This window comes from Flavobacterium nitrogenifigens, assembly GCF_003254565.1.
Taxonomy (GTDB): domain Bacteria; phylum Bacteroidota; class Bacteroidia; order Flavobacteriales; family Flavobacteriaceae; genus Flavobacterium; species Flavobacterium nitrogenifigens.
This window is the reverse complement of record NZ_QJRI01000171.1, coordinates 72,496-95,163: the sequence shown is the minus strand read 5'-3', so window position 1 is coordinate 95,163 and position 22,668 is coordinate 72,496. Positions and strand designations below refer to the sequence as shown.

Below are 22,668 nucleotides of genomic sequence, written 5' to 3'. Positions count from 1 at the left end.
TTTCTTCGTGCCTGTCCTTCGACTTCGCTAAGGAAGACATAAAATGAGAATTGGAATTTGGCATTTTAAAAATTTGGCATTTAATTTTTAGTTTCTACTTTTTTAGTTTCTTCCTGTTTTTGCTCTTCTTGCTTTTGTTCCTCTTGCTTCTCTTGTCTTTCCTCTTGCTTCTCTTTTTTAGCTTCCTGCTTCTCCTTTTTTTCTTTCTCTTTTTTCTTGAAGTATCCTCTGAATAAGAAATTGCTTTTTGCTGCTTCCATGTTTTCACTAAACCCTTTTGTTCCCGTTTCTAGATTAGAAAGCGTATTCGAAACGCTGTTGGCCATTTTATCATCTTTAACCAATCTTGCCAAGGCTCCGTTTCCGTTGTTCATGCTGTGGCTGAAAATGGCTATTTCGTCTGAAATCACGCCAATGTTGTCTACACTTTTCTTCACGCTTTTCATGATATCGTACATTTCAATTCCATCAACAGAAGCGATTCGTCCGTTGTCTTCAATTATTTTTTTAGATTTTAAACCTGGAGAAATAGTCAGAACTTTATCGCCCATTAAACCATCTGAGCCAATACTGGCGGTGGCATCGGTTTTAATAAATTTTCTGACATCTTCTTTCATAACCAAAACCACGACAACAGAAGAATCGTTTATCAATTGAATTTGCTCGACTGTTCCAACATTAATTCCGGAGAAACGAACATTATTGCCAACTTCTAAACCGCTAACTGTTTTAAATTGAGAAGTAATATGAAACGTTGAACCAAATAGGTTTTGCTGTTTTCCGATAAAGTATACGGCCATTATAAAAAGGAGTAAACCTATCGTTACAAACATCCCCAGTTTCCAAGTATATCCCGATTGCTTTTCCATGATTTCTATTGTTTATTTTGCTTTATTCAAAAAATGAGCGAACCCATTCATCTTCGTCTTTTTCTAATTCTTCGTATGTTCCTTCGGCGTGAATCACGCCATCTTTTAAAACAACAATTCGATCGGCCGTCATTTTTGCGCAAGCCATATCGTGGGTAATAATAATCGAAGAGGTTTTTTGTTTGTGTTTTATGTCCAAAATCAATTCGCTGATTTCTCTAGATGTTATGGTGTCCAAACCCGTTGTGGGTTCGTCGTATAGGATAATTTCTGGTTTTAAGATTAGCGTGCGCGCCAGACCAATTCTTTTTTTCATTCCTCCCGAAAGTTCAGAAGGCATTTTGTCAATGGCATCGGCTAGACCAACATTTTCCAGCGCTTCCATTACTTCATTTTCGACTTCATGACTACTCAAATCACGTTTGTGTTTGGTCAAGGTAAAAGCCAGATTTTCTCTAACGGACATCGAATCGTAAAGTGCTCCACTTTGGAACAAAAATCCGATTCGGACTCTAATTTCATTCAGCTCACTTTTGGATATATTCAAAACATTTTCATTAAAAACTTTAATTTCTCCTTTGTCTGGTTCAATCAGCCCAACGATACATTTTATGGTGACCGATTTTCCTGAGCCTGAACGCCCTAAAACCACTAAATCTTCGCCTTTATTCAAAGTGAGATTTACGCCTTTTAAAACGGCATTATCTTTTCCAAAAGTTTTGTGCAGATCTTTAATCTCGATAATCGGAGTCTGATCTTTCTCTTTTGTTTTAGGTTCTTTATGTAATTTTTCCTTCATCATTTTAAAAGAATAAATCGGTTATTTGAACAGCGACCATATCAATTATAAAAATGCTTAGCGATGCAGTAACTACTGCAGAATTTGCGGCTCGCCCAACGCTTTCTGTTCCGTTAGAAGCATTAAAACCTTTATAACAGCCAATAATCCCGATAAAAAATCCGAAGAAGAAAGTTTTGAGAGTGGCCGGAAGCAGATCTAAGTATTCTAAGGATTGAACGATCTGGGTTAAAAACCTGTAAAAATTGACATCTCCATGAATATTTATGCCCACATAACCGCCAATGATTCCGATAGCATCTGCAAAAAACACCAAAATCGGAACCATCAAAGTGCAGGCTAAAACTCTGGTTACAACTAGATAGTTGTACGGATTTATAGCTGAAACTTCCATAGCATCAATCTGTTCAGTCACTTTCATTGATCCTAACTCGGCGCCAATTCCAGAGGAAATTTTTCCGGCACAAATCAAAGCTGTAATTACAGGAGCAATTTCTCTAATCAGCGAAAGCGCCACCATTCCTGGCAACCAAGATTCTGCTCCAAATTTTACCAACGTAGGACGTGATTGGAGCGTAAGCACCAGTCCCATAATAAAGCCGGTTATAGCAACCAAGGGCAGAGATTTATATCCGATAACATAACATTGTTTCAAGAATTCTCTGGTCTCATAAGGCGGAATAAAAACCTCCTTAAAAAACCTTTTGGCGAATATGGTGGTTTCTCCAATTTCGGCGAATGTATTTTTAATATCGAGAATCAAAATTTTTGTTTTTAATGTGAATGATGTAAAATGAAAATCAATTCTTTAACGGTTTTTTCAACTCATTAAATTGTATAGGAAAGTTAGCTCAATACTTGTTAAAATACATTATAGAACTTTTTTTGAGCCTTATATAATTTTCATAAATTCACAATAATTAAAACAGTTTGACGTTCGCGACCGCAAACAAAAAATCCCTTTCCAATAGAAAGGGATTTTTAAAATAGGCAAGTATTACACTATGACATTTATTCTGTAAACTTCTTAAATATTGAACTTGCTACATGTCCGCCAAAACCAAATGTATTGCTCATGGCGTAGTTAACTATTCTTGATTGTGCTTTTCCAAGAGTGAGATTAAATTTATTTGCAAAATCCTGTTCTACATTTTCGGTGTTTATGGTTGGTGGCACAATATTCTCTTGAACAGATTTTATGCAGGCAATCGCTTCAATTGCTCCTGCACCGCCAAGTAGATGTCCAGTCATTGATTTCGTGGCGCTGATATTTGCATTCGGATTTATTCCAAATACCTTTTCAACGGCTTTTAGTTCACTTAAATCACCAGTTGGTGTAGAAGTTGCGTGTGCATTTATATAATCAATTTTGTCTGGTGTAATTCCAGCTTCCTCTAGCGCAAGTTCCATTCCTAAAACGGCACCTTCACCTTCTGGATGAGTTCCTGTTAAATGATAGGCGTCAGCAGCTAATCCGCCTCCAACAATTTCGGCTAGAATTACTGCATTTCGCTTCACAGCATGTTCATAGCTTTCTAAGATTACAACCCCAGCTCCTTCACCCAAAACAAATCCGTCTCTTGTAATGTCAAAAGGGCGTGAAGCTTTAGTGCAATCATCATTTAATGTTGACAATGCTTTTGAAGCGTTAAAACCTCCAATCGAAGATTCTGAAACTGAAGCCTCAGAACCACCGGTGATAATCATATCAGCTTTGCCCCAGCGAATGTAATTGAATGCATCTATAATCGAAGTATTGCTCGCAGAACAAGCAGCAGCTGTAGTATAGTTGATTCCTCGAAGTCCATATTTAATAGAAATAACTCCAGAAGCTATGTTGACAATTCTTTTTGGTATGAAAAACGGACTAAATCTTGGTGTGCCATTTCCCTTGATATATTCTCCGATTTGTTCTTCAAAAGTAGAAATACCGCCATCGCCGCATCCCCAAATTACACCAATTCGATTTTTGTTTAAGGTGTCAAAATCAATATTAGCATTTTTTACAGCTTCGTCTGCTGCATGTAAAGCGTATTGAGTAAAAAGATCGTATTTTCTAATTTCATTTTTTTCAAATAAATGTTGCGAATCAAAATTTTTAACTTCGCAGGCAAATTTGGTTTTAAATTGTGTGGTGTCAAATCTAGTAATTGGAGCGGCACCGCTGACTCCGTTAATTAATGAATTCCAATATTCCTCAACGCTATTTCCAATAGGAGTTACTGCTCCTAATCCTGTTACTACAACTCTTTTCATTGTTATTTAGGTCTTAATTCTGTTAATATTGTTTCTTTTACCAACTCAAAATCATCATCGCTTGTAAGCCTTGAAAGTTGGACTATTGCTACCATATTAGTAATGATCATTATGGCTTTTGTTCTTGGTAACATTTCATAAGCAAATTGTTTAAGTTCCTTTCCTTCGACTAAAATTTCGGTTAGCCAATTGATTACAATTTGGGCAAATGTTTGCAGTTCTACTTTTATGGAGTTATCTAGTGTATTTAAGTCTGTCGCTAATGATCCTACTATGCAGACTTTATTTTCTTTTTTAATTTGTGTCTGCACCTCTAAGAAAGCTTGAAGTTTTACCAATGGCGATTCATGGGCAACTTTTCTTTTTAAACCTTCACATCTTGCAATATGTTCTTTAATGGTGGCTACGCCAAGATCTGATTTTGTTGGAAAATGATAATGTATAGAAGCCGTTTTTATTCCTATATCATTAGAAATGTCTTTAAAACTAAAGGCATTATACCCTTTATCACGAATAAATTGATCTGCTTTATCTATAATATTCTCTCTCGTTGTCATGGCAGCATTTTTTTTTGACAAATATACTACCTATTAGTAGATAGGCAAATTTATTTTGTTACTTTTTGCAAACAAAAAATCCCTTTCTTAATGAAAGGGATTTTCAGGGTTTAAAAAATGAAGTATTTGGTTAGCTTCTATTTTTCTTCTTATAAGTTTATAGCAATGCCACTTCTCGATTTCATTAACGGAATAACATGCGATTGCGACAGAGCCAATTTTTCCATTAGTAATCTAGCAGTTAAGTAACAAACAGATGATTCTGCACCTTGATTTAAGTTGATATTATTTTTCTCAAGTCCGTCGTAACCACCGCCACTTACAGGATTGTACATAATTTGGTTCAAGTGATTTTTTCCTAAAAACCAGTTAAACGCAGCTCTCATTTTCTTTTTGTATTCTGGGGTCTTAAAAGCATTGTAAAAAGCATTTAAAGTCTGAATAGTGTATGTAACATCAATTGGCTGTTCACCATATTCATGTGGCTCAGAACCTTTATGATGCCAGCTCTGGTTTGAAATGGCTTTGAAGGTTCCGTTTATAAATGTTTTAGAAATCAAGAAATCTAATGAGTCCAGCGCTACTTTTTTGTAAACGGGTTTATTGGTAACTAGGTAAGCGTAGAGCATTGATTCTGGCAAAATACCGTTTCCGTAAGTTAAATAATTTTCAAACCATTGCCAATCTTCTGTTGCAGTGTCTTCGTAGTTTGCTAGTAATTTTGCATTTAGTTTATTAATAATTGCCGCAACATACAAATTCGGAATGGTTGAATGGTATAAATACAATCCTTTTGTAGCAAAACCAATTGAACGAGGCGACTGAATATTTTCTGCCCATTTTAAGGAATTCAATAAACATCTTGTCGCTTTTTGGGTAATCGCTTCCGGAAGAATATCAGACATAGAAACAACAGTTCCTAAAGCCCAAATGGCTCTTGCATTTGAATCTTCTAAATTTACTTCGGCATTTTGTTCAATATGTTCGCGGTTTTCCTGATCGACGTAATTGATGAAATCTCCTTTTGGTTTTTGGCAACGCTGAATAAAATCTAAATAGATTAAAATATATGCCAAATCATCTTTGTCTTGAGTCAGTTTGTAATGCATGCAAAACGCTATTAAAGCTCTTGCATTATCATCTAAAGTATATCCTGAATCTAAATCTGGAATAGAAATTTTACTAAACTGAATAATTCCTAATTCTGTAGTCAGTTTTTTAATATGTTTTAACCGAATAGGTGGAAAGCTGTATTTGATTTCTGACGGATTTTTAATAAGGTTTTTATACGTATTCATTTGAGTAATTCCAACATTTTCCCAAGATGAAGCTCTCATTTTAGTAAATGAATTGATTCCCATTTCATGTCTTAAATTTTCATTCTCAATCAATTTGATTGCTGCTGCTGCAAATTGATCAGAATTTCCAATGTCACACAAAATTCCAGAATCTGGAGTTAATACTTCTCTCGTATGCGGAATTTTAGATGCGACTATTGGACACGCGCAACTCATGGCATAAGCAAAAGTGCCGCTCACTGCCTGATTTGGGTCTTTTGAGGTAAACATGTAAATGTCTGTAGCTTTTAGATATTCTAAAAGCTCATCGGTATCTAGATATTTATTGACAAAACGAACATTATTCTGAAGATTTAATTCCTTTACCAAACCTTCCAATTTATCTCGATACGCATCAACACCGTCTCTTATTAAATTTGGATGCGTTTTGCCAATGATTAGATATAAAGCATTTGGCGCTTTTTCAATAATTTTTGGTAAAGCCTCCAAGCCTGTTTCTATATTTTTACCTTCGCCCAAAAGCCCGAAAGTAGAAAGCACTAATCTATCTTCGATGTTTAATTTTTCTTTTGCCTGTTGCGGAGTTTCGTATATTACAATGTGGGTTCCGTGAGGCACGCAAGTAATTATTTCTTCACTGATTTCGTAGTCGTTAATTAGAATTTCTTTAGATTTATTGGTCATTACAAAAACCGAATTGCTGTAGCTTAACAGCAGTCTCACAAACGTTCTCAATTCCTCATTCGGATTTGGAATTACGCTGTGAAAAGTAAAGGTGACGGGAGCTTTAATAACATTTAGAAAATCCAAAAGATGATCTCCATAATTTCCTGAAAACAAACCAAATTCATGCTGGATATGAACTAATTTTACAGTTTCATCCTGATTAATTTCCTCAGCAACTTTAGCATATTCGTCTCTGATTCTTGTGTTTAAAGTAAAAGCTTGCGTTGGCTCTTCAATAGGTTCTGTAACCAGCTCGCATATTTCACATTTTATAGATTTACCATAAACATTTGTGATTCCTTTGATGGTATCTTGAGTATAGGTTGCTATGCCGCATTGCGTAGGCGGAAAAGTAGATAAAAAAACTATTTTTGATTTATTTGATATTGTTTTCATGAGGATTCTTTTTTAGCTCGGTTAATAACTCGTTCAGGTTCAAAGATGCTACCGCAATATTATCTTCGGCAGCGCCATAATAAATATATAGTTGGCCGTCAAAAAAGGCAGTTCCTATTAGGAAAACCATATAATTGACATAGCCATGTCTTTCCTATCATTATGCTAATAAATTTTATTTAAAATTACTTTGAGATAAAAGCGACGATTAATTCAATCCACTAAAAAATTAACTCAAAAGCATAAACATGGTAATCCTGTAAGGCTGTTAAGTAATAATGAAAGGGGCGTGTAGTCTAGTTTTTTTTGAGGTTGAAAGGTTCAAAGAAGCAAAGGTTCAAAGTATTCTAAATAAAACCTTTGTCACTTTGTTACTTTGTCACTTTGAACCTTTATTCTCAGTACCATTTTGCGTAATATTTCCGTGTTATAAAAGCTATCGGAATTCCGACACAGCAGATTACAATCAATATGGAAAGCAAAAGCGGAAAATCTAGTTTTTTTTCGGGCAGGACAGGAAATACAATCGGCAGAACTACAAGATTCATTATAATCCAGATAAAGAAACCATAGGATACTCCCGAGAGCAAAGTGTTTATTTTAAAAAATGGGATGTAGGGAAAAATTTTAAAATAAAACCAAGCAAAAATAAAAGCAATTAAGAAATGAAGTCCCAAACCCGCAAAAGTCATTTCTGCTCCGCCCGTATATGCTTCTTTTTTAAAAATTCCGCTAGCAATAGACTGCAGAATTTTTTCGGCTGTTGTTTTATGTAGTATTCCTGCATAAATCAAAATAGCGGCAGTAATGTCTAATGTTCCTGCAACTAAACCAGATGAAACAATGGTTCTAACTTTTGATCTCATAAAAATAGTTTTGAGTTGAATACTGATTTATTGTTTTTTGATGTGTTCGTAAATCGTTTTTAACTGGTGCGTATGTCTCTGAGTATGTATAATGGCAAAATGAAGCCATTCGTAAATCGTGAAATTTTCAAATCCAGGTATTTTAGCATCCAGACAAGTAAGCGTTAAATCGTAAGTTTCTGCCGCTTCATATAAATCATTTTGTATTTTTTTTACAGAAGCCAGCAAAGTGCCTTTTTCATACTCAATAGCAGGAGGTTTTATGTTTTCGGGTGATTGGTATTTGGTAGTATAATCTAAAAAGATGGAGTCGAGTCCTTTTATATTTTTGTCGGGCTCTCTGGTTGTTTTTTCGGTTTTTCCAGCAAATAATGTGGTAAGACCTGAGTAAGCTAAAATAATATGCTGTGCAGTTTGTCCGGCAGTCCAGCTTCCTTCAAACGGGACAATATTGATTTCTTCTTTTGAAAAAGAGGAAATTAAGTCGTCTAATTTACTGTAGGTTTCCAGTATGATATTTTGAATAGCGCTCTTCATTTTTTTAATTTTAAAAATTGAAAACTCGACAGTAAATCTTTACCGATTGGTTAAAGAAAACCTCAGTACATTATCTGGCGAAATTAATTTTATAGAATTAGGGGAAATGATACTCCTTCAAATATACAATAAAAATTATTAAAAAGCTATAAGTCAGGTATTTGAGGAGTGTTAATTTTTAAGGAAGCGCTTCGCAGAAGTAACCGTGCGAATTTAAAATGGCAATAATTTTTGTATTCGAAATGGCAGGTGCATGAATACGGAGGATTTTGTCGCAATCTTCTAAATCGAAGTTGATCGAGCTGTTTGGAAAATGCTCAAGAAGCTTCTCAATGATAACTTGACATTGAGATTCTTCCTGAACATTTGTTTTAAAAACTTCAATAATCATAAAGTTTTGATTTTTAGAGTGCTATGTTTTTATAACGCTGTATTTTATGATATGTTACATACGATACAATTAAAACTGCAAAAACGATTAAAGGAAAGAAGCCTTGAAAACCGATTCCGTCAACTGCGAAGTGGCTTATGGATGCAAAAATGAAATCGAATGCAAATCCTGCATAAGCCCATTCTTTGATTTTTCCAGGAACTTGCGGAATAATTAAAGCTAAAACTCCAAGAATTTTAAACACGACTAGTGCATTTCCGAAATATTCTGGATAACCAAGGTGTCTGATTCCTTCTTTGGCTAATTCGGTCTGTGAAGTTAAAGCTGGCATAACGCCTTCAAATAAAAAAATAAGAATAGTAGTAGTCCAAAAAATAATTTTTGTTGTCTTCATTGGGTATTTGTTTTAAATAGTTATTAGTTAATGTATTACAAATGTACTATTCTTATTTTTTCATAAAATACCTATTTATGACTATTTTGGGGGCATTTGGGACAAGATTGTTTTTTAAGAGGTGCAAAGATGCAAAGTGACAAAGGCTCAGAGTTTTATTTCTGTGTTTAGATTTACTCGTGTTTGTAATGTCATCCTGACGAAGGAAGGATCACACAAGAGACTCGACAAAGATTGGTAGGAATTACTTTGCGGAATTTCGAGTGTGATCCTTCCTTCGTCAGGATGACATAAAATGAGGAAGTTTGGAATTTGGAATTTTTTAAACTTGGAATTTATGTCAGTTGGTAATTCGTAATCGTAAACAAATCCTCAAATCCTAATTTCGTATAAATGCCTTTTCCTAAAGCCGAAGCTTGCAGTTGCGCATATTCACAATCGGCATCAATGGCTTTGTTGATGGCAAATTTCATGATTTCTTCAGCGAACCCCCTTTTGCGCATTTCTGGAATAACGCCCACGCCGTGTATTCCCATTATGTTTTCTGTTTGAAAAAGTGCCAATGTTCCTATAGGTTTTTCTTCAAAATGAACCAGAAAGTACTTTACATTTTCATAATTATGGACTAAGGTTTCCTTGCTGATGACATAATTAAAAGACAATGGATAAATGTCTGTCCAAGTTTTAGCATCTTCTTCATTTAAAACTCGTTTGAAAGTTAAAATGTTTGGAGTCATAAATTTTTGATCGAGTTTCAAAGCCATAGCTGCAAGCTGATTGCGAATTGAAAATCCGTTTTTCTCGAAGATTTCATTTGAATTGCTTCCAAAAATATCCCAATACGGAACAACCAAACCTGGATTTTTTTCAATAGTTTCCTGAATCTGCTGAAGATCTTTTTCTGTAATATCTTCTCTGAACCATAATCTATTTGGCCAGCCTGCATTTTTGATTTGAGAAAATTCTAAAAAATCATTTTGATGGTAGGAAAGGAGAGGTATGGCTGCAGTTTTCCAAAGAGTTGTCAGATTGTCAATATTGTCTTTGATAAGATTTATATGGTTCATTTTATGATAAGTTTTAATTATAAAGCAAATATAAATTTGGTCTTTTAGAAAAACCTTTACATATGTTGATTTACAAATGTTTTTCCAGACTTTTTCTGATTCGGCTTAACTGTGTTGGTGTAATCCCTAAATGAGATGCAATATGCAATAATGGAACACGATCGGCGATTGTCGGATGCGTCTCAAGAAGATTAAGATATCTTTCGGTTGCATTCTGCATTACTAGCGCCACTTCTCTTTGTTCTTTTTCGATAATCCAGTTTTTTTCCAAGTACGCAATGTAGAAGTTTTTAAGATCATCATTTTCGGTAATCAGCTGGATATATTTTTTGTAATTAAGTTGGATTAAAATACAATCTTCTAAAGCTTCGATCGTAAAGTCGGAAGGAGTTTGCAGCATTGATGAAACTTTAGAGCATGCAAGCCTGTTTTCGAAAAAAAGATTTTTGTTATAGAAATTTCCTTGTTCGTCTGTAATAAAAGTTCGTAGAATTCCTTTAGCAATAAAATACATATTTTTGCAGATTTCCCCATTTTCGAGTAGTATTTCTCCTTTTTTGATTGTCTGAAAATCTGTCAAGCCTTCAATCAAATTCCATGACTTTTCAGAGATGGGAGCGTAACTTTCGAAATATAATTTTAGATTGTTGAGGTATTTCTGTTGGTCAGATGTCATTTTATTTTTGCTTTTGCGAAAGACTAAAATTAGATAAGTTTTTTGTTTGATGCAAGCTGGTTTAATAGCTCTCGCAAAGTCGCAGAGGCGCAAAGTTTTTTTAGTATTTGTTTCACGTAGATTCTGCTGATTTAAGCAGATTTATTTTTAAGAATAAATAAAAGATCTTCACAAATCTGCTAAAATCTTTTTAAATCTGCGTGAGAAAAACTTTGCGACTTCGCGTCTTTGCGAGAAACTCAAAAAAACTTTTGCGTCCTTTGCGTAAAACCCTTGCGTTCTTTGCGGTTAAGAAACAAAAAACGCCATGAAACCTAAGTCCCACAGCGTTTTCATCTCAAAAAATAAATAATTAACGGGTAATGTAACGGGTATTATTTCCAGCCTCCGCCTAGGGCGCGGTACAAATCTGTGTTGGCTGTAAGCTGCTGTCTTTTAATATCAGCAAGTTCCAATTCGCTTTGCAAAAGATTTGCTTGCGCTGTTAAAACTTCTAGATATTCTGCTAAACCATTTTTGAATAATAGGTTTGCATTTTTAATAGCCTGCTGTAATGTTTTTACTTTTTCTTTTAAGAAAGTTTCTTGTTGCTGTAATTTCTCCACTTTTACCAAAGCATCCGAAACTTCGCTTACGGCAACTAAAACTGATTGTCTAAAAGATAGAACTGCTTTTTCTCTTTCTGCTAAAGCGATATTATATTGCGTTTTAAGTCTTTTGTTATTCAAAAGCGGCTGTGTTAAACCACCTGCAACAGTTCCGAATAAAGAAGCTGGAATATTGAACCAATTACTGGTTTCAAAAGAGTTTACGCCGCCTTGAGCCGTAATTCTGAGAGCTGGGTATAAATCCGCTTTCGTGATTCCTACGTTTGCATTGGCAACCTTAAGAGCTAATTCGGCGCTTTTTACATCAGGCCTTCTGCTTACTAATGAAGACGGAATTCCAATTGCTGTATTGTGTTTCACTTCAAGTGCGCTTAATTTTACTGTTCTTTCTTTTGAATCAGGAAACGAACCTGTCAAAACACTCAAAACATTTTCTTGAATCGCAATATTTTGTTCCAATAACGGAATCAATTGCGCTGAGTTTAATTTTTGTGCTTCCGATTGCTGAATTGCTAAAGTAGTTACTTGACCAGCATCGTATTTTAATTTGATAATATTGGTTGTACTATCATTTAAACGAAGATTTTGTCTGGCAATATCCAACTGTGCATCCAACATCAAAAGATTATAATATCCTCTCGAAACATTAGCAACAATATTAGTCTGTAATGCTTTTTTTACTTCTTCAGATTGAAGATATCCTGCATAAGCTCCTTTCTTTTGGTTTTTGATCTTTCCCCAAATATCAGCCTCCCAAGAAAGAGAAGCTCCAGCAGAATAATCGTCGATATGTTTAGCTCCAATGGCCTGATTTAAATTCAACCCTGTAAAACTATTGTCAGACGGATTGCTTGTACTTGCGTTTACAAATAAGTTAACCTGAGGCACATTTCCCCATTTTGATTGTGTAAAACGGTATTGCGCAATTTCGATGTTCTTTTCGGCAATCTGAAGGTCGTTGTTTCTCGCAACAGCGCTATCAATTAATTTTATAATATCTTTTTCTGTAAAGAAGTTTTTCCACTCCACATCGGCAATACTGGTTGTATCACTCGAAACCGATGCATTCCTGAAATTTTCAGGAAATGCATCTTTTGGAGTTTCAATATCCTTTGAAACTTTACAGGATATTAAAGTCGTGATCAGAATGGCGAAGGTCACGATTTTGGTTATATGATTTTTCATTGTCTTTTTATTAAATTTTTTTATCCGTTGGGTGTAGTTTTTTAAACACATAGAAACATTCCCGATAGCTATCGGGATTAAGGCTTTTTAAAGAGGCGTTTCACTAGTTTAAATGCACATAGGTTTGCTATGTGTGGAAACTAGTTTCTTTTATTCTCTTTTTTCAAGACAATCCCGATAGCTATCGGGAATGTTTCTATGTGTTAAAATATTTTTTCATCCCAAAGGGTTAAATTTCTGTACAAGTATCTTTTCTAGTTTCTAGATCTTTTGAGATTCTGTACGATATATATCCGATGCCAAATATGATGGCGACAAGTATGGTTGTGATATAGTTTTCCATTTATTATTTTTCTTCGTTATGAATTACAGCGATTGGTTTCCCGCTCACTTTTTCTTGTAAATGCTGGAAGATGATGAATAAAACAGGAATGATAAACAAACCTAGAATTACTCCTGAAAGCATACCTCCAGCTGCCCCAATACTGATGGAATGGTTACCTTGTGCTGATGGACCTTTGGCACTCATCATTGGTATTAAACCAACCACAAAAGCGAGAGACGTCATGATAATTGGTCGCAAACGTAATTTTGCTGCCATAATTGAAGCTGCTATTAAACCTTGTCCTGATCTTCTTCGCTGTGCCGCAAATTCCACAATCAAGATGGCATTTTTGGCGAGAAGTCCGATCAGCATGACAAGAGCAACTTGTACGTAAATGTTGTTTTCAATTCCAGTTAAACCAATAGCAACGAATACTCCAAAAATACCTGCAGGGATTGACAAGATTACTGCCAAAGGCAAAATGTAACTTTCGTACTGTGCAGCAAGTAGGAAATAAACGAATATCAAACACAGTAAAAATATAGTTGCCGATTGTCCTCCTGACGAAATCTCCTCACGTGTTTGGCCCGAGAATTCAAACCCGTAACCTGCAGGCAATTGTTGTTTTGCTACTTCTTCAATCGCTTTAATGGCATCTCCAGAACTAAATCCAGGTTTCGGAATGGCATTAATAGAAATTGAGTTAAATAAATTGTATCTAGAAGCGGTTTCTGAACCATAAATACGAGTCAGTTTTACTAAAGTATTTATTGGCACCATTTCGCCTGTTTTGTTTTTTACAAAAACTCTGTCAATTGCAGTTGGATCGGCTCTGTCTTCGATATCTGCCTGAACAACTACTCGGTAATATTTACCAAATCGGTTAAAGTCAGATGCTTGTGCACTACCAAAGTACGCTTGCATGGTTTGTAAAATGTCTTTTACATTAACACCCAATTGATTTGCTTTTTCGTCATTAACTTCCAATTGCAATTGTGGATAATCTGCTTTGAAAGAAGTAAAAGCAACTGCAATTTCCGGACGTTTCATTAATGCTCCGATAAATTCCTGAGAGATTCCACTGAACTTATCCAGTTTTCCTCCTGTTTTATCTTGCAGCACTAAATCTAAAGCCTCAACGTTACTAAATCCTGGAACAGTTGGGAAACTGAATACGAAGAAACTTCCGCCAGAAATTCCGCCTAGTTTACCACGAACCTGATTCATGAATTCGTCAATATTTTTTACTTCTCCGCGTTCTTCGTTTGGTTTAAGCAATACGAAAATTACAGCTGAAGATGGACTTGTAGAATTCGTCAATAAGTTGAAACCTGAAATCGCGGTTACGAATCTTGAAGCTTCTAATGATTTTAAAGTATTCTCAGCTTCGGTCATTACTTTTTGAGTTCCGTCCAATGATGTTCCAGATGGTGTGTTTACTGCAATTGCAATAAATCCTTGATCTTCTGTTGGAATAAACCCTGCAGGAGTTGTTTTTACCATCACTACTGTTGCCAAAGTAATTAAAGCTAATCCGCCTAAACTTAACCATTTTCTTCTGATTAAGAATTTAAGTCCGCCAACGTAACGATTTGTAAGCGATTCAAAACTGCTGTTGAAAGCGCTGAAGAATTTCTCTTTAAATCCTTTTTTCTCGTGAGGCGCATCGTGATCGTGTGCTCCGTGATTATCTTTTAAGAATAATGCCGCAAGCGCCGGACTCAATGTTAAGGCATTTACTGCCGAAATTACAATTGCAATTGCCATTGTAAAGGCAAACTGACGATAGAAAACTCCTGTTGAGCCTTCCATAAAACCAACCGGCAGGAATACAGCAGCCATTACCAGCGTAATCGAGATAATAGCACCCGTTATTTCGTGCATTGCTTCATGGGTTGCGATTTTTGGAGACAAGCGTTTATGCTCCATTTTCGCATGCACCGCTTCGACTACCACAATGGCATCATCGACCACAATACCAATCGCCAGAATTAAGGCAAAAAGTGTTAAAAGGTTGATCGAAAATCCGAATAACTGCATGAAGAAGAACGTTCCTAAAATTGCTACAGGTACAGCAATGGCCGGGATTAATGTTGATCTAAAATCTTGCAAGAAGATAAATACCACAATAAATACAAGAATAAAAGCTTCTATTAACGTATGCTCAACCTGTTCGATAGATTGGTCTAAAGATACTTTTGTACTATAGAAAATATTGTGTTTAATACCTTTTGGAAAATCTTTAGAAGCTTTTTCCATCATTTTGTTAATGGCAATCTGAATATCATTTGAGTTAGATCCAGCTAACTGAATAACCCCAATTACAATTCCTTTTTTACCATTTAAACGAGTTAAACTGTTGTAAGAGTAAGCACCAAGTTCAACTCTCGCTACATCTTTTAAGCGAAGTACTGAGCCATCTGCATTAGAACGTATAGCAATATTTTCATAATCTTCTGGTTTGGTTAATTTCCCTTTATATTTAATAACGTATTCAAAAACTTCTTTGCTTCGCTCTCCAAATTTACCTGGAGCCGCTTCCAAACTTTTGTCTTGAATCGCTCCCATAACTTCGTTTGGAGTTACTTTGTAAGCAGACATTTGCGTTGGATTCAACCAAACACGCATAGAGTAATCTTTTACACCACCAAAAATACTGGCAGAACCTACACCCGGAATACGTTTTAATTCTGGAATAATATTAATCTGTGCATAATTGGCAACAAACGTTTGGTCGTATTTTGCTTCATCATCAGTGTACATACCAATTGCCATGATGAAACTGTTTTGCTGTTTCGCTGTAACAATACCTTGCTGTACAACTTCGGCAGGAAGCTGGCTCGTTGCTTGCGCTACACGGTTTTGAACGTTAACCGCAGCTTGATCGGCATCTGTTCCTAGTTTAAAGAAAACTGTAATAGCCAAAGTACCGTCGTTACTGGCTGTAGAACTCATGTACGTCATGTTTTCTACACCATTTATAGATTCTTCGATAGAAGGTGCCACAGAACGTAAAACCGTTTCTGCGTTGGCTCCCGGATATACCGCCGTAACCAAAACCGATGGAGGCGCAATATCAGGAAACTGTTGTAAAGGCAGTTTAGTTAAACCCAATACTCCCAGAATTACCAATAAAATGGAAATTACGGTTGCCAGTACAGGTCTTTGTATAAATATTTTGAACATTATTTCTTCTGATTATTTTTTGTTAGTTACTTCGGCAACTTTAGTTGATTTTTCAGGCTGAATCGCTTGCCCGTCCTGAAGTTTGTCAATACCGCTTAACACGATTTGGTCACCCGTTTTTACACCTTCTTTAATTAAATAGTTGGTACCGCTTTTGCCTACAACTGTAATAGGCATTTTAGTCACTTTGTTGTCTTTGCCTACAGTGAAAACAAATACTTTGTCTTGCATTTCAACAGTTGCTGCTTGAGGAACTAAAATGGCATCGTCGTGATTTAATCCTAAACGGATTCTTCCTGTGTTTCCAGAACGTAATACGCCGCCTTTATTAGGGAAAGTTGCTCTAATAGTGATCGCGCCTGTAGTTTTATCAAACTGACCATCAACCATATCGATTTTTCCTGTTTGAGGATACGCATTGTTATCTGCCAAGATCAAAGTAACTGGAGGTAATTTTTTGATTTTGTCACCAAGTGAATTTCCAGCATATTGCTCTTTAAAGTTGATGAAATCAGTTTCACCCAAAGAGAAATAAGCAAATACTTCGTGTACATCTGATAAAGTTGTTAGAGGCTCAACATCTGTTGCAGAAACTAAACTTCCTTGTTTTTTAGGCAGTCTTCCGATATAACCGCTCACTGGAGCTGTTACATTCGTATATCCTAAATTAATTTTAGCAGTACCCACCATTGCTTTTGCTTGTTCGATATTGGCAGCGGCAATTTTTTGTGAAGCTTTAGCTGTTTTTAACTGATAATCAGAAACTACTTTGTTTTGTACTAGCGGAGTCAATTTATCAACTTCTAAATTTGCGTTGATCAAAGCCGCCTCTGCAGCGTGCAGACTTGCCAAAGCATTGTTTAACTGCTCGCGGTAAGGACGCTCATTAATTTTGAATAAAGTTTGTCCTTTACTTACATAAGCACCTTCGTCTACATAAATTCTGTCAAGGTTTCCGCTTACTTGTGGGCGAATTTCAACATCAACAGTTCCTTGTATAGAAGCAGGGTATTCAGAGTCAGTTGTTGTGTTAGCACTTGTGATTGCCAATACTGGTAAAACCGGTGGAGGTGGGGCAGTAGGAGCCTGATTTTTGTCGGCACAGCTGCTTAAAACTAAGGCCAGAATAAAACTGGTTATAATTACATTTTTCATTTTCATTGTGGTTTTAATTGGTTGAACATTTTCTCGGATTAATTCTTTGGGCATTCTGGCATTCTCGGGATTCATATTTAATTGAATTAAATTATCTAACATTGTTAAGTAAAAGAGCGCAAATTTCTATACAGTTAAGCCTTTCCAATTTTATTCAAAATCAGTATTAAATTATCTAACGTTGTTAAGTAAAAGTCTAAAAAAAGAGCTTTTATTACCTTTATTAAATTTTCTAACAGTGTTAAGCGAAAGTTATAAAAAAAAGGATTTTATGTTATCCCGTTTAAATCATTTTACACTGTTAAGTAAAATTGAAAATTTTTTTATTGTATAGATTTGATGATACCAGTAATAGCATCCTTCAAAATCTGAGCATTTATTGTTTCTAAAATATCACTTTTGTTAATGATGTTGATGGCGATTAAACCATGAATAACAGAAAAGAAAGTAAAATATTTTTGTTTGATGATATCTTCACTAGGATTGCTGTCTTTCATAATTTCAGCAATAACCCCAGTAAACAATTTGTAAGGTGCTTCCTGAGCCGAACATCGCTGTGCACAGCACGTCATTTGAACACCAAACATAAGTTGATACATTTCAGTATTAGTAAAAGCGAAATCCCAATAAGTCATCCACATGGCTTCTAACTGATCTTCGGGTTTTTCAAACTTGTCTTTTGCAGTCTGCAACTCTTTAGCCAGTTTTAAAAAACCTTTGCCTGTCAGTTCTTCTAATATTGCTTCTTTATTCGAGAAATATTCATAAATAATAGGAGCAGTATATTCGATTCTGTCGGCAATTTTACGCATACTCAAACCATTCCAGCCTTCATCTTTTACGATATCATAAGCAGCGCCAAGAATATTATTTCTTGTCTCTTCTTTTTGTCTTAAAATTCGATCTTTGCTAGCCATTGTATTCAAGTATTAAATCGTTTAACACTGTTAGGCAAATGTATGGCAGATTTTCGAATTTCAAAATATTTTTATCATAATATTTTCTTATCGTGCAATAAGTATTTTAAAAAAGCTTTGTTAAGTCTTTATTTTATTGAAGTTTTTGCCGATATAATTTTTTTAGGAAGCAGAACTTTTTAGGTTTTCAGGACCATTTGTCCCGCTCTACATTATATCTTTTATGCCGAACCCCGGCATAAAAGGATACCATTTCGATCGGGGCTAGGAGAGAACTTGTATTTTTCATTAGATTTTAACTCGCAGTTTGTCATCCTGAGGAACGAAGGATCACACTCGTAAATCGACAAAGATTAGGTTTCGCAACTAAATAATACGTAAAAAGAAATTGCAAAATCTCTGTCAGGCTGATTGAAGTTGAAGCCTCAATTATAATCGATAATTCTTATCTTACAGGATATTTTTCTGGATTTTGCGAAGTATGAAAAATAGCATTTAAAAATACCGTTTTTGACAATTCATCGACTATGAAAAATGCCACGTATGGAAATTTTTTAAATGGAAGATAACGATAATTAGTATCGTGAAATTGATAAAAAGGATTTATCTGTAAGGCTTTGTAAACCTTTTTATAATCATTAAGAAAATCAAGGGCAACTTTTTTGCTAACTTTTAAAATATAATATTCTAAGGCTTCTTCAATATTTGTTAATGCTATTGGAGAAACTATAATCTTATAATTCATACTTCTTTTTTAAATCGGTATAAACAGAGTCAGCGTCTGTATATAGGCTTTTATCTGAAATAACTTGATCATTTAAGATATTTTGTTGTTCTTCAGATAACTCATATGGTTTTACATTTGCTATCTCAAATTTGATCTTTAGCGCTTTCATAAAAGCTTTTACAGCTTCAATTTGAGAAGCATCTTCTGTATATGCTGTGATGTTAATTGCTTGCATGATATTAATTTACTAAAGTTAATCAACAAAGTTAAGACAAAAGTCTAATTTACATGTTAACTCTATAATTTATTTCTTTCTTCGCAATTGCAAATTGCATTTTTTCGTAACATTACAATAAAAAAAATGAAAACGCTAACTATCCTAAAAACCACAATTACTGTTTTAGTTTTCCAGCAAACCTTTTCTCAGGAAACCAAAAAAGAAACTCCACAATACACAATAGAAAATTGTGTCAACCATTTTGATATAAACAAAGCCACTAAAACCAAAGTAGGTTACCAATATTGGTTTGCCAATAAAGATTTCACTCAAGAAAACACTTTAAAAATGAGTATTGTCGAACCTGGAAAATCTACGCACGCGCCACATCACCATCCTGAAGAAGAGTTTTTCTATATCTTAGAAGGAACTGCCGAATTCTTTTTAGACGGAAAAACCGTTACAGCGGGTCCAAATACCAGTTTCTATTGTCCGCCAAATGCCGAACACGGAATTAGTAATGCAGGGAAAACAGATTTGAAATATTTGGTTATTAAAAAGGATTTGAGGTAAGTACAGAAGAAAATCAATTATCTAAATTGCCTCCAGCTTTAGCTGGGGGGTAATAATTTAGTAATAGAAAAAGGCTTTAGCCAAAAATAGATTTGCCCAAAGCCTAAACAAAGAATTACGAATAAGTCTGTAGCTAAAGAGGTTGGCTACTAGATATTTTGTTTACTTCAAAATGACAACCTCTTCAGGAATCATAAACAAAAGCGTACAGCCAGTTCTAGAAAACACAGAATGCGTGCTTCCTGGGGGCATGTACAAATAATCGCCTGCTTTTAGTTGGTCTTTTCCAGAGCGTACTTCGCCTTCTAGAACATAGATTTCTTCGCCCGCTGGATGAACATGATTCGGGTATGAAGCACCGGGTTCAAACTTTAAAAAAAAAGTTGGAGGACGGTTAGTAGAGGCATCAAAGCGTAATACTTTAGCATAAATTCCGTCTGTTTTTACACCTTCTTCTTGAAGAGGTTTCCACTCTAATTCGTTGCTTTTTGTGATTTTAGTTTCCATATGTATTCAAATTTAATTTGTTACGTTGTTGAATAATTATTTAAACACATAGAAACATAGAGTTAGTAAACTTATAAAGGCGTTTCACTTACATTAATAAACATAGATATGTGTGAAAATCTATTTTTTTTAAATTGCCTTTTTTCTAATATTTTATAATCTATGTTTCTATGTGTTAGATTTTTTTGTAAACCAAAGGAGTTATTTGATTCTTAAAAGATACTCATCCAAACTCCATCGGTATTTGTCTGCGGTGGCTAAGAGAAAAGCGCCCATAGAAAAGACAAATACAGAATAATCGAGAGGATCTTTTATTCCGAAGGAATAAGTCATTGCCAACGCAAATAGAAAAGTTAAGATAGAAGCGCCCATAGCCGTTTTTCTGGTCTGATACCCGATCAGCAATAAAACAGCAAATAAGGACTCTAGAAAAGTGCTTATAATTGCGATTGACGGAATAAAACTTTTAGGTAAAAAAGAATTTACACTTTCGGCGTAAGACAGAAAATTTTCCCAGCCCGAAGATCGTTTCCCAAGCAAACCCAACCGACTTGAAACGGCAGATAAAAATCCAATTGCCATTGCAATTCGTAAAAGCAAAATGGCATAATCTTGATATCTTTTCATAAACTATTGTATTAGTAATTAATCAGATACAAAGATCGGGCAGTGGTGCTTTTTAAAGAATAGAGAATCTTGGAAAAAGCATGTAATTAAGTTTTGTGTACAGTGCGATTGCAATAAAAAACAAAGGCACAATGTTTTTATTTAATCTCGAAAAGTCGCAGAGTCACAAAGTTTTAGTAATAAAGCTTAAAGAAAATGCTTTGCGACTCTGCGACTTTGCGAGCAATTTTCAATACTAAAGAAAAAAACGTTACAGCTGAACAACTTTCTCTTTATAAGATTTTGGAGAAATATTAGTGTGTTTTTTAAAGAAGTTCGAAAAATAGAAAGGATCATTAAAACCTAAAGCATAAGCGGTTTCTTTTACCGATAATTTCTCGTACGTAAACAAACGTTTTGCTTCAGAAATGATCAATCCGAAGATGATATTTTGTGCGGTTTTGTTGCAATGCAGTTTGGAGAGTTCGTTTAATTTGGCTTCGGTGGTGCCAATTAAATCGGCAAATTCATTTACCGAAAGATTTTTGTCAAAATTACCGCGAATAGCTTCCAGAAAATGAAGAAACAAAGCGTCTGGTTTGTAGATTTCTTCTCCCAGTTTTATTTTAGAGCGATTAATTTCGATTAAAATCAATTGAATTCTAGAATGAATAGAGATGAGGTATTGATACGGTTTTTGGGCAATTTCCTGCTGAATAAGCTCTAAAGCATCTACAACTAATTTGTCGTCATCTACTTTTATCACTTCATTCATTGCAAAATGGCAGAACAAGCTGTTGTGGAAAATCAGCTCAATGTCATTATCGTTTTTACAGAAGAAATCATAAGTAAATTCAAGAACAAATCCAGTTGCATTGCTGCTGTTTTTTATAAAATGAATTTGACCAGACGTTATCGTTAAGACCGAATTTTTGGTAATTAGATATTCGTTTTCATCCACCGAAAGCGTTATTTCGCCCGATGTGCAAAATAGCAGCACATATTTTAATACGCGTCTAGGATATTTTAAATCTTCTGCCTGTTCAAACGTCTTAATATCAATCATTTGTTTTTGATTTATATGCGAAATCCCGATAGCTATCGGGAACTAAGATTTTGCAAAGTTATTTTGTACTTAAAAAAGATCTTTTTCACTTTTTTATACGAAATCACTATGTTTTTCGAAATAACTAGAAGCCATATCTATGATTGCTTCTTTTGTCGTAAAACTGTATTGTACTCCGTGATTGAGTGTGTAGGAATCGCCAAGTTCAGGATGATGCTGTTTTCCATCGATATGAAATGGGTCTAGAACTGACAGCCAGAGATTGCGATTCTGGTCTTTGAAATAAAATTGATCTCGATCTGAAACAACTAAAATGGTTCCATTGGTATCATCAAGAATAGAAGTATTGTTGCTGCCCTCATAATCACCCATAATAGTAATATTGGTGTTATATTTTTTGGACACTAATTCTGTAATTTTTTTTGTTAATGGCATAAGAAGTGGTATTTATTGATCTCGAGGCCTATAAATTTAAAACAGGAGATTTTATCCATTTTACCTCTAGAAGTTTTTTTTATACTAAAATAAGGTTTTTTTGTGAAATTATAAAAGAAATTGTAAGAAGTAGTTAGCAAGTAGCTCTACAAAGATTGGCAATGAATAGCCCCTAGTTTTAACTAGGGGATTTGATAATGTTTATAGAAACAGGGCTTTAGCCAAAATGTGCATTTGGCTAAAGCCTTTTTTCCAGCTTTTATTTATACCTCCAGTTAAAACTGGAGGCAATTGATTTTTTAAATTAAAATAAGGATTAATCTTTGTGT

The 22,668-nt window shown here is 34.9% G+C and carries 23 protein-coding genes and 1 pseudogene; 1 reads left to right on the top strand and 23 read right to left on the bottom strand.

Annotated features, from left to right (window positions below):
• Positions 1–80 precede the first annotated feature (80 nt).
• The 19 genes and pseudogenes from DM397_RS08715 to DM397_RS08625 form a co-directional block, all read right to left on the bottom strand.
• Positions 81–869: an MlaD family protein gene (locus DM397_RS08715; RefSeq protein WP_111377164.1), complete on the bottom strand. Its 789-nt coding sequence runs from the start codon at positions 867–869 to the stop codon at positions 81–83.
• A 22-nt stretch (positions 870–891) separates the two neighbouring features.
• Positions 892–1,671, bottom strand: a complete 780-nt coding sequence (locus tag DM397_RS08710; protein WP_111377163.1) for an ABC transporter ATP-binding protein — start codon at positions 1,669–1,671, stop codon at positions 892–894.
• Between the two features lies 1 nt (position 1,672).
• Entirely contained in the window at positions 1,673–2,431 is a 759-nt protein-coding gene (locus DM397_RS08705; RefSeq protein ID WP_111377162.1) for an MlaE family ABC transporter permease, read from the bottom strand.
• A 248-nt stretch (positions 2,432–2,679) separates the two neighbouring features.
• The gene (gene fabF / locus DM397_RS08700; RefSeq protein WP_111377161.1) at positions 2,680–3,924 is read right to left on the bottom strand and encodes a beta-ketoacyl-ACP synthase II; all 1,245 of its coding nucleotides are present in this window, start codon (positions 3,922–3,924) and stop codon (positions 2,680–2,682) included.
• Positions 3,925–3,926: 2 nt separating this feature from the next.
• Positions 3,927–4,481: a TetR/AcrR family transcriptional regulator gene (locus tag DM397_RS08695; RefSeq protein WP_111377247.1), complete on the bottom strand. Its 555-nt coding sequence runs from the start codon at positions 4,479–4,481 to the stop codon at positions 3,927–3,929.
• Between the two features lie 149 nt (positions 4,482–4,630).
• Entirely contained in the window at positions 4,631–6,901 is a 2,271-nt protein-coding gene (locus DM397_RS08690; protein WP_111377160.1) for a glycosyltransferase, read from the bottom strand.
• A pseudogene (locus tag DM397_RS08685) lies at positions 6,882–7,043 on the bottom strand (pesticidal protein Cry7Aa); the annotation flags it as partial. The gene DM397_RS08690 and the pseudogene DM397_RS08685, both read right to left, overlap by 20 nt.
• A 256-nt stretch (positions 7,044–7,299) precedes the next feature.
• The gene (locus DM397_RS08680) at positions 7,300–7,767 is read right to left on the bottom strand and encodes a DUF1440 domain-containing protein (RefSeq protein WP_111377159.1); all 468 of its coding nucleotides are present in this window, start codon (positions 7,765–7,767) and stop codon (positions 7,300–7,302) included.
• Between the two features lie 27 nt (positions 7,768–7,794).
• On the bottom strand, positions 7,795–8,304 hold the full coding sequence (locus tag DM397_RS08675; RefSeq protein WP_111377158.1) for a DinB family protein: 510 nt from the start codon (positions 8,302–8,304) through the stop codon (positions 7,795–7,797).
• A gap of 178 nt (positions 8,305–8,482) precedes the next feature.
• Positions 8,483–8,695 (bottom strand): hypothetical protein, encoded by a 213-nt coding sequence (locus DM397_RS08670; RefSeq protein WP_238989983.1) that lies wholly within the window; start codon positions 8,693–8,695, stop codon positions 8,483–8,485.
• A gap of 13 nt (positions 8,696–8,708) precedes the next feature.
• Complete coding sequence (locus DM397_RS08665; protein WP_111377157.1) at positions 8,709–9,089, bottom strand: DoxX family protein; 381 nt, start codon at positions 9,087–9,089, stop codon at positions 8,709–8,711.
• 335 nt (positions 9,090–9,424) lie between these two features.
• On the bottom strand, positions 9,425–10,156 hold the full coding sequence (locus DM397_RS08660; RefSeq protein ID WP_111377156.1) for a GNAT family N-acetyltransferase: 732 nt from the start codon (positions 10,154–10,156) through the stop codon (positions 9,425–9,427).
• Between the two features lie 70 nt (positions 10,157–10,226).
• Positions 10,227–10,832 carry a Crp/Fnr family transcriptional regulator gene (locus DM397_RS08655; RefSeq protein ID WP_111377155.1) on the bottom strand — a complete coding sequence of 202 codons (606 nt, stop codon included), beginning with the start codon at positions 10,830–10,832 and terminating at the stop codon, positions 10,227–10,229.
• A gap of 374 nt (positions 10,833–11,206) precedes the next feature.
• On the bottom strand, positions 11,207–12,625 hold the full coding sequence (locus DM397_RS08650) for a TolC family protein (protein ID WP_111377154.1): 1,419 nt from the start codon (positions 12,623–12,625) through the stop codon (positions 11,207–11,209).
• Positions 12,626–12,971: 346 nt separating this feature from the next.
• Positions 12,972–16,136 carry an efflux RND transporter permease subunit gene (locus tag DM397_RS08645; RefSeq protein ID WP_111377153.1) on the bottom strand — a complete coding sequence of 1,055 codons (3,165 nt, stop codon included), beginning with the start codon at positions 16,134–16,136 and terminating at the stop codon, positions 12,972–12,974.
• Positions 16,137–16,148: 12 nt separating this feature from the next.
• Entirely contained in the window at positions 16,149–17,366 is a 1,218-nt protein-coding gene (locus DM397_RS08640) for an efflux RND transporter periplasmic adaptor subunit (RefSeq protein ID WP_111377245.1), read from the bottom strand.
• Between the two features lie 248 nt (positions 17,367–17,614).
• Positions 17,615–18,208 (bottom strand): TetR/AcrR family transcriptional regulator, encoded by a 594-nt coding sequence (locus DM397_RS08635; protein ID WP_111377152.1) that lies wholly within the window; start codon positions 18,206–18,208, stop codon positions 17,615–17,617.
• A 445-nt stretch (positions 18,209–18,653) separates the two neighbouring features.
• The gene (locus tag DM397_RS08630) at positions 18,654–18,953 is read right to left on the bottom strand and encodes a type II toxin-antitoxin system RelE/ParE family toxin (RefSeq protein ID WP_111377151.1); all 300 of its coding nucleotides are present in this window, start codon (positions 18,951–18,953) and stop codon (positions 18,654–18,656) included.
• Positions 18,943–19,170 carry a DUF2683 family protein gene (locus DM397_RS08625; RefSeq protein ID WP_111377150.1) on the bottom strand — a complete coding sequence of 76 codons (228 nt, stop codon included), beginning with the start codon at positions 19,168–19,170 and terminating at the stop codon, positions 18,943–18,945. Before DM397_RS08625 ends, DM397_RS08630 begins: the two co-directional genes overlap by 11 nt.
• A gap of 126 nt (positions 19,171–19,296) precedes the next feature.
• Here DM397_RS08625 and DM397_RS08620 point away from each other — a divergent pair, with 126 nt between their 5' ends.
• Positions 19,297–19,725: a cupin domain-containing protein gene (locus DM397_RS08620; protein WP_111377149.1), complete on the top strand. Its 429-nt coding sequence runs from the start codon at positions 19,297–19,299 to the stop codon at positions 19,723–19,725.
• A gap of 162 nt (positions 19,726–19,887) precedes the next feature.
• Here the strand turns inward: DM397_RS08620 and DM397_RS08615 are convergent, their stop codons facing one another.
• From DM397_RS08615 to DM397_RS08600, 4 genes are all read right to left on the bottom strand, one after another.
• Positions 19,888–20,232, bottom strand: coding sequence for a dimethylsulfonioproprionate lyase family protein (locus tag DM397_RS08615; protein WP_111377148.1), 345 nt, complete (start codon positions 20,230–20,232; stop codon positions 19,888–19,890).
• A 201-nt stretch (positions 20,233–20,433) separates the two neighbouring features.
• A complete protein-coding gene (locus tag DM397_RS08610) occupies positions 20,434–20,859 on the bottom strand; it encodes a DoxX family protein (RefSeq protein ID WP_111377147.1) in 426 nt (141 codons plus the stop codon).
• A gap of 250 nt (positions 20,860–21,109) precedes the next feature.
• Positions 21,110–21,904 carry a helix-turn-helix domain-containing protein gene (locus DM397_RS08605; protein ID WP_111377146.1) on the bottom strand — a complete coding sequence of 265 codons (795 nt, stop codon included), beginning with the start codon at positions 21,902–21,904 and terminating at the stop codon, positions 21,110–21,112.
• A gap of 93 nt (positions 21,905–21,997) precedes the next feature.
• Entirely contained in the window at positions 21,998–22,339 is a 342-nt protein-coding gene (locus DM397_RS08600; RefSeq protein WP_111377145.1) for a hypothetical protein, read from the bottom strand.
• Positions 22,340–22,668: the final 329 nt, after the last annotated feature.